The sequence below is a fragment of the Fibrobacter sp. UBA3718 genome (assembly GCF_002371935.1).
Classification (GTDB): Bacteria; Fibrobacterota; Fibrobacteria; order Fibrobacterales; family Fibrobacteraceae; genus Fibrobacter.
Window position 1 is genome coordinate 156,105 of sequence record NZ_DFHR01000004.1, and the last position, 7,411, is coordinate 163,515.

Below are 7,411 nucleotides of genomic sequence, written 5' to 3' on the forward strand. Positions count from 1 at the left end.
AACATCTTATTTCATCGGCATAAGCACGAAGTCATTAAGTTCCTTGCGGACTTCTTGCCAGAAGGGCATGTACTTGTCGAGCAGCGCGATGTAATCTTTGTTGTGATGGCGGACTTTCAGGTGCAGGAGTTCGTGCAGTATCACGTAATCCAGGCAGCGGATAGGCGTATGCGCCAAATGCAGATTGAACCAAAGTTTCCCTGCGGGGTTGCAACTGCCCCACTTATTCTGCATAATTTTTGTCTGCCAACCGTTGCATTTTAAGTGCGTTTTCTTTTCCCATGCGGGCAAGCGCTTTTCTATTTCGGCGACAAGCATTTCACGGAGTTTTTCGTTCACGTAGTTTTCGCGCTGTTGTGCGGTACTTGCTTCGCGAACAGTCAGAACCACATTTTGCCCGTCTATTACAAATCCATTTGCACGGTCATGTTCTACACGCAAATAATACTGGCGGCCGAAAATAAAAATGGATTCGCCGGAAACATATTCACGTTCGCTCAAGCGAGCCTGATTTGCAAATTTCTCTTGTTGGCGCTTAATCCAGGCAACCTTGGTACGCACGAAAATCTTGATGGATTCATCAGAAAGGTTCAGCGGTGCAGAAATTCGCACAGAGCCATCGGGCGGCATCACCGAGAGGTGAATGTTCTTGATATCCTTTTTTGTAACGGCAACTGTAATGCCCGACACTTGCATCCGCATTAGAACTCACTCTGCTTGCTGATGAGTTCATAAACGCGATCAACTTCCGCATCATCGTCCAAGACCTCGGAAAGAGCGCGCTTAATCTTGTTGATTTTCACCGGGCTGTTGCGGAAATCGGCCTGCATGCTACTCATGACGGCGTCATAAATTGCATTCGTCAATTTCTCATCATTTCCGCAGTTATCGTAAATCGCACGCTTTGCGGCACTTCCCTTGACAGAGGCCGGATAATCTTCGCTTGCTGCCGATGAATTCACCTTCTTGGCAAGCTCAATATAGCGTTCCAGCAACTTCTTGTATTCAATCAAGCCGTTCTTGCGTTCTTCAATCAACTGGTCAAGAATTTCTGACATTTTGTTGTAGTACGCAGGGTTGACATTTATCTGGTCAACGATTTTGCGACGGATGTTGTTCTCGATTTTTTCGGCAGCGCTTTCGCGGACCTTCTTCTTGCCAGCCGTCAAATCAAACTTGCAAAGTTCAATGATATCCAGCAAAGTCGTGTCGTCAAATTCAATAATCTTTGTCGAATCGCCAGCGGCAATGTAATTGTCAATAAGGTGGCGCATGTCGGGTTCACAAGCTTTCAAATCAACAAAGTCGCCACTCGCCTGCATAATCACCTGACGCAAATTCACGTAATCATTGGTGCGCTTTTCTTTATCGTTCCATTCGGCTTCGGTATAGGGCAGCGACAAAATCTGCGATTTCAACTCGGCAAACGCGCGAGCCAAACTACTCGCCAGCGAGTAGAAACGTTCACGCAGGCGGGCAAGTGCCTCAAATTCTTCTGGATTGTTCAACCAACTGATATTTTCGCCACAAAAAAAGTGAATGTAATCCGATTCATCTTTAGGTGGTATCACATCTTCACAAAGCGTCTCGATTTCTTCAAGAATCTTGTTAAAATATTTCTCGGCTTCAGTCGCACGGTCCTTAATCAAGCCATCGACATCGCTGTCATCGTAGTCTTCAAATGCACCCGATGTGTATTTGTTCATACTGTCGGTCACATCGTCGAAAAGTTCCTTGTAGTCGATAATGATACCGAAGGGCTTCGTCTCGTCATCCAAACGGTTCACGCGGCAAATCGCCTGGAACAGGCCATGGTCTTGCATCTTTTTGTCGATATATAGATATGTGCAATGAGGAGCATCAAAACCAGTCAACAGTTTATCGACTACAATGAGCAGTTTCATGTTAGCCGGTTCTTCAACGAACTTGCGTTTGGCTTCCTTTTCAAAAGCTTCCACCTTCTTGTCGATGCGGGAAGTATCGTCGCCTTCTTCGACTCCGACCATCTTCAGGTAAATCTGGTATTTCCTGAAAGTTTCGGTATCCTCATCGAGGCTCACCGTATCGGTACGCAGGTCGCCCGGATTCGGCGTGTAAGAAGAAATGATAGCGCATTTCTTAAAACCCAATGCCTGAAAAATTTCGTAGAAGCGGCAAGCCGTAAAAATGGAATCCGCGACAAGGATAGCGTTTCCGCGTCCTTCTGCCAAACGGGCATCCTTCGCAAAATCAAGGATGATGTCGTTCGCAATCGCTTTCAGACGGTCGTAAGACGAATAAACCGTGCGCATATTCGCCCAGCGGGCTTTCAGTTTCGCTTTAGCGACAGGCGTCATGCCACGCGTTTTCAAGTCAAACCATTCATCAATCTTTTCACGGGAGCGCAAATCTTGCGGGACATCGCGACCTTCGTAACGCAAGTCAAGAATCACGTGGTCGCGCACGCCTTCATCAAATTTGTATGTATGAATGTAGCTTCCGAAAACTTCCAGACTCGTCTTCTTGTCTTTCTTCAAAAGTGGCGTGCCGGTAAAGCCCACGAAAATCGCCTTAGGCATCAAAGCCGTCATCGCCTTGTGCAACTTGCCCGATTGCGTGCGGTGGCACTCATCCACGAATACAACGAAATCGCCTTTCACGCTAAAGTTCGGCGGCAACGAATCCTTGATTTCTTTCAAGAACTTCTCGTAATCGCCGTCGGTAACTTCACCGCCACGGCGACCGAACTTGTGAACTAGCGAACAAATGATAGAACCTTCGGTAGAATTCAAGCGGTCCAACAAATCGCGACCGCTCTTGGTGCGAATAATCTTTTCTTCCACACCCTTGAACAACTGCTCTATTTGGTCATCTAGTTCGTCGCGGTCAGTGACAATCAAAATTCTGCGACTCGGATTGTTCAGCAGCAGACGCTTGGCAAGCCAGACCATCGTGAGAGATTTGCCCGAACCCTGCGTGTGCCATACAATACCGCCCTTCTTTTGCGTGGTAATCCTGTTGTACGTGCGGTGAATTGCGTAATACTGATTGTAGCGGCAGACCTTCTTTACACCATTATCAAAAATGATAAAGTTATGGATCAAATCAAGAAAACGGACCTTGTTGAACAGCGAATAAAGACTTTCAAAAAGAACGCCTCCGAACGACGAACTCTTATCATCGATAATCAAATCGTTGTCGTCCAGTTCCTGCAAGCGTTCGCGGAACGCCTCCTGTTTCCAGGTCAAGTACTTCTTCTCTGGCGTGGCGATTGTCCCGTAGCGGACACCTTCGCTTTCGTTTGCCGCCAGGCAATACTGAATCGTAGTAAAGAACGACTCGATGAATTCCTGCTTCTGGTTCGTCAGGTTCTGGCGAATGCCATCGGCAACAGAAACGGAGCTCTTCTTGAGTTCAATCACCGCAACCGCAATGCCGTTTATATAAACGACAAGGTCCGGGCGCTTGGAACCGAAAGAACTGCTAACCGTCACCTCTTCGGCAATGGCAAAATGGTTGTTGGCCGGATTTTTAAAATCAATGTAATAGACGCTGATATTTTCGCCATCCGCATCAGAAACAGGGTGCGAATACTTCAGCAAACTGTAAACCGTCTTGTTCGCAGAATATAAACCTTGCTGTAAGTCGCCCGCCGCATGTTGCAAATCGGCGATGGCCTTGCGTGCGACCGTTTCCGAATAATGCTGCTGGCCCACCAAGAATGCAAGCAGGTCATCATCGCGAATGTTCTTGTTCGCCACTTCGCACAAATTGCCCAGGTAATCGTAATGCAATTCGTCCTTGAAGAACTTGATTACCTTCGCCTGCGTCTTGCGTTCGGGAATGTTGATATTCGGTTCGGCCATTGTCTAATTCCAATTTTACCATAATATATATTTTCGACTACTTGGCAACGCACATTCAACAAAAGGCGACGACAGAATTGCCCGAATTTCACAAAAAATGCGCATTTCGGCCTGAAAGCATCCGAAAATATTTAATTTTCTACGGCATATTTGCAAAATTGCCGTAATTTTATTATATTAGAGACATGCCCAAATACGACGGAAAAAAAATTGGCAATACCGAAGGCTTCATGGTCCGCGAAAACATGAGCGCTTACCAGTATCACCAGGCCCTGCAAAAAGTCCAGTCCGGCGAACTACTCCGCCTTCGCCCCGGAGTGTTTGCGGAGCCCGCCACGCTTGCAGATACCATGCTCGACATAGATGTTCTTGTGCCCGGCGGGGTACTGTGCATGTATTCCGCATGGGAGCATTACGAGCTGACAACGCAAATTCCCTCAGCATTTTGCATCGCCATCCCGCGCAAACGCAAACTCGTATTGCCCGAATTCCCTCCAGTAACGCTTTACTACTGGTCAGATCATCTGCTAGAGTTCGGAACCACAGCGGCGGAAGTCCATGGCCACAAGGTACGCGTCACCGACTTGGAGCGCTCTGTCTGCGACGCCATCAAATACCGCAACAAAATTGGCTTGGATGTATGCGCCGAAATTCTCAAGACATACCTGCATCGCACCGACAGGAACATCGCGAAACTCATAGAATATGCAAAAAAACTTAGAGTTGCCGCAACCCTGAAAACATATTTGGAGATTGGACTATGAAGTTCCCTAACATAAGTAACCGCTTTGATGCAGAAGACATTCGCAAACTGCGCGAATACAATTCCCTAAGGCATTCCAAGATGTCGCACAAGGAAATCCTGGACGACATTCGACAGGGGGCCGAATCCTTTATGATGGAATTCACTAATTGTAGGTAAAAATTCAATTTTTACCTAAATAACCATTTTACCGATGTCGGCAAAATGGCATTCAAATTCGTTATATCCAAAATTCAGCAGCTGTTGAGCATTTTACGTACTAACAACAATTCGCTTTAATCATACAGATGATTGTAATTATGACGGCTAATAACGGGCCATACACAAGTAATACAGACCAGGATTTTAAAGCCTTAAGAAAACCACAGAAACCTTTTTCATAAGACTTCATGGGCATTGTATACACAGTGGGCTTACAATCTTTACCACTTATATAATCGTTATATATCCCAACGAACTTATGTTCTTGTTGCAGATACAAAGTGTCTAAAATACAGAATAGAACCGTCGGTATTAAACATATCCAGACGAATAATTCATTTTTCGTTTCCGAAAAAATTGCCAAGAGGGCTGCAACTACCGCGATACACCATCCTTTCGCTTGAGCCGAGTTACTATTCATTCTTGCGATATTATTTTGCAGAAACTGCAAATACAATCGTTCATCTTCTTTTTCAATTTCCATCGTCAATTCCTCTTTTTACTAAAATAAAGATTTCCATCGAAAAAATTCAACATCCGTGCAAATATTATAGCGAGAAATATTTTCTTTTCGTTTCACGGCGCAATCTATATATGCCATCGGATGTTGAATAAAATCATCCCACTTGACACTTGGAATATACGATGAATCACCCATCGAAATGGGATAAAAACCATTGTGGGAAAATGCAGAAAGTCTGCCCCATCTATTATTATTCATATTCTTCCGAATTATTGGAAATACCGGATCCTGTTCATTAAGTTGACCATCTAAACGTTGATAAGAATGAGGCTCAGTAAAGTAATTGTATCGATAATGATAATCAGGAAGAACAACGGCTAAAACAGCATTGGAGTTGCTAGTTCTGTCGCCTCTTGTCGTTTCACGCAAAGAATAGGAAATTTCCCATGGAATCCATTGAGACCTTTCTGAACGATGCGGTTCTCTCATATTGGGAGAAACCATCACAATGGTAACAGAACTATCAAAAATTCTATCCTTTAACTTTTCCCAAATTGCATCATCAGAATAGTTTGACAAATCTTCGTCATCCGATTCGCCTTTATAGATATTACTCGTATGGTCAAAATATGCTTCCAATTTATCCACATAGTCGCGAACCGTAGTGTTATTTCCATATGGGAAAGGAAATCCACTCCGAGACGAGCTCAAAGGGTAGACGCTATTGTCTTTATACTTGTATGAAACGAATATTTTGTAGCCCATCGATCTTACCTAGAAAACCATTCGCTCAAAGGTGTTATTTCTTCTTGAAATTTAACATAATATTGATTGTCCTTAGAAATAATATGAGGGTATATTTCTAAGTATTCATTTCCTTTGTATGAACTTGATTTGGGAACATCTTCCATAGGGAATAAAGCTAAATTATTGTATTCGTTCTTTTGCGCATCACCATAACCTAATTCCCAATTACACCAATTTGATTCTATTGCAGCATTTGTTGCTAGTAAAATAAATTTGTCACACTCTTTGATCCTATTTTTTATTCTGTCTGCAGTTTGACCCGAAGTTACTTCAGGCATCTTTTTATCCCGACTATCAATGTACACTTTAACATCAAATTCTTTCTCTAACATGCCAATAACGCCCTTTAAATCATTAAGATCGTCGTGTTTGTGCGAGAGAAAAACGGTTGTTTTTATCTTTTTAGGAAAAGAGCCCTGAGAAACTGGGTTTTCAACGCACTCAAAAGCCGACTTTAAATCAGGCACCTTGTATTCATCAAATTGTCCACGATAAAAAAAAGAACTCATTTACGCATCTCCATTTATTTGGTTGACGTTTTGTTGGTGCAATCTGTCGTAAAACCGTTTTTCCATTTTTTTTACAATTTGTTCGCCTTTTTCAATATCCTCAGGAGATAATTTCATACTACTGAGCCTTCTTTCCCAATCGGAAATCGCGTCAAATAAAGTTTTTTCACTAAACTCAAAATGATCAATGGTGTGTTTTACAATGTAAGAATATAATTTATATTTATTTGATTCGTAATTAGGATTTTGTAGCTGATGTATCAAAACATACAAGCATACATCAGCAATTTGAATTCCATAACTATTTTTAGAATTTTTCATTTCAAAACAGTCGCTTGGAATTTGCGTAAAATCAAAGTTTCCATTTTCTTTTAAGCTTAGAGGTATTCCGTTTACCCCTTGTGCAGCTGCATCATTGTATATTTCCATCAAAGCATGATGAACTTGTCCCTGTTCGTCATGCAGTATTTTTTGAACTTTGATATCATGTTCTTTAGCATATAACGAAATAGCATTTAGCATTGGTCCAAAACTTACAATATGAGGTAGATGTCTCCATCGGTTCTGCTTATCAGCCTCAAAAATTGAAATATTTGAACCGTAGTATTTAGCGCCATTGATGGCGTCTTCTATTATTTGTCGGCATCTATCGTCAGGTAATTTGTAAGTCACTGCAAGAATTTGCTTGCATATTTTTCTTAAGCACTCGTCTGCTTGCTGCTGAGAACTCGCCATTAAACAGTTTTTATAAAAATCAACCGCAATTTTCTCGTCTAAATACTGAATAAAGTTCCAAAAAAGGTAACGTATATTTTCTTTCGCA

8 protein-coding genes are annotated in these 7,411 nt (G+C 42.8%); 2 read left to right on the forward strand and 6 right to left on the reverse strand.

What is annotated here, in order from left to right:
* Positions 1 to 6: 6 nt before the first annotated feature.
* Together B4A77_RS01355 and B4A77_RS01360 are read right to left on the reverse strand one after the other, a co-directional pair.
* The gene (locus B4A77_RS01355; protein ID WP_290737606.1) at positions 7 to 702 is read right to left on the reverse strand and encodes a M48 family metallopeptidase; all 696 of its coding nucleotides are present in this window, start codon (positions 700 to 702) and stop codon (positions 7 to 9) included.
* Positions 702 to 3,845, reverse strand: coding sequence for a type I restriction endonuclease subunit R (locus B4A77_RS01360; RefSeq protein WP_290737609.1), 3,144 nt, complete (start codon positions 3,843 to 3,845; stop codon positions 702 to 704). The genes B4A77_RS01355 and B4A77_RS01360 overlap by 1 nt, the downstream gene beginning before the upstream one ends.
* Before the next feature lie 185 nt (positions 3,846 to 4,030).
* Here B4A77_RS01360 and B4A77_RS01365 point away from each other — a divergent pair, with 185 nt between their 5' ends.
* Positions 4,031 to 4,609, forward strand: a complete 579-nt coding sequence (locus tag B4A77_RS01365) for a type IV toxin-antitoxin system AbiEi family antitoxin domain-containing protein (RefSeq protein ID WP_290737613.1) — start codon at positions 4,031 to 4,033, stop codon at positions 4,607 to 4,609.
* Entirely contained in the window at positions 4,606 to 4,767 is a 162-nt protein-coding gene (locus B4A77_RS01370; RefSeq protein WP_290737616.1) for a hypothetical protein, read from the forward strand. The genes B4A77_RS01365 and B4A77_RS01370 overlap by 4 nt, the downstream gene beginning before the upstream one ends.
* Positions 4,768 to 4,867: 100 nt before the next feature.
* Here the strand turns inward: B4A77_RS01370 and B4A77_RS01375 are convergent, their stop codons facing one another.
* The 4 genes from B4A77_RS01375 to B4A77_RS01390 all read right to left on the reverse strand — a co-directional run.
* Positions 4,868 to 5,293 (reverse strand): hypothetical protein, encoded by a 426-nt coding sequence (locus B4A77_RS01375; protein ID WP_290737618.1) that lies wholly within the window; start codon positions 5,291 to 5,293, stop codon positions 4,868 to 4,870.
* An 18-nt stretch (positions 5,294 to 5,311) separates the two neighbouring features.
* Positions 5,312 to 5,920, reverse strand: a complete 609-nt coding sequence (locus B4A77_RS01380) for a TIR domain-containing protein (RefSeq protein WP_349678362.1) — start codon at positions 5,918 to 5,920, stop codon at positions 5,312 to 5,314.
* Between the two features lie 122 nt (positions 5,921 to 6,042).
* Positions 6,043 to 6,588: a toll/interleukin-1 receptor domain-containing protein gene (locus tag B4A77_RS01385; protein WP_290737624.1), complete on the reverse strand. Its 546-nt coding sequence runs from the start codon at positions 6,586 to 6,588 to the stop codon at positions 6,043 to 6,045.
* On the reverse strand, positions 6,589 to 7,411 hold an 823-nt coding region (locus tag B4A77_RS01390), incomplete at its 5' end, for a DUF3800 domain-containing protein (RefSeq protein WP_290737627.1). It abuts the gene before it with no gap.

Excerpts from the sequence above, each read along its gene's own strand:
- B4A77_RS01355 (WP_290737606.1), bottom strand. The coding sequence starts at position 702 with ATGCGGATGCAAGTGTCGGGCATTACAGTTGCCGTTACAAAAAAGGAT.
- B4A77_RS01360 (WP_290737609.1), bottom strand. The coding sequence starts at position 3,845 with ATGGCCGAACCGAATATCAACATTCCCGAACGCAAGACGCAGGCGAAG.
- B4A77_RS01365 (WP_290737613.1), top strand. The coding sequence starts at position 4,031 with ATGCCCAAATACGACGGAAAAAAAATTGGCAATACCGAAGGCTTCATG.
- B4A77_RS01370 (WP_290737616.1), top strand. The coding sequence starts at position 4,606 with ATGAAGTTCCCTAACATAAGTAACCGCTTTGATGCAGAAGACATTCGC.
- B4A77_RS01375 (WP_290737618.1), bottom strand. The coding sequence starts at position 5,293 with ATGGAAATTGAAAAAGAAGATGAACGATTGTATTTGCAGTTTCTGCAA.
- B4A77_RS01385 (WP_290737624.1), bottom strand. The coding sequence starts at position 6,588 with ATGAGTTCTTTTTTTTATCGTGGACAATTTGATGAATACAAGGTGCCT.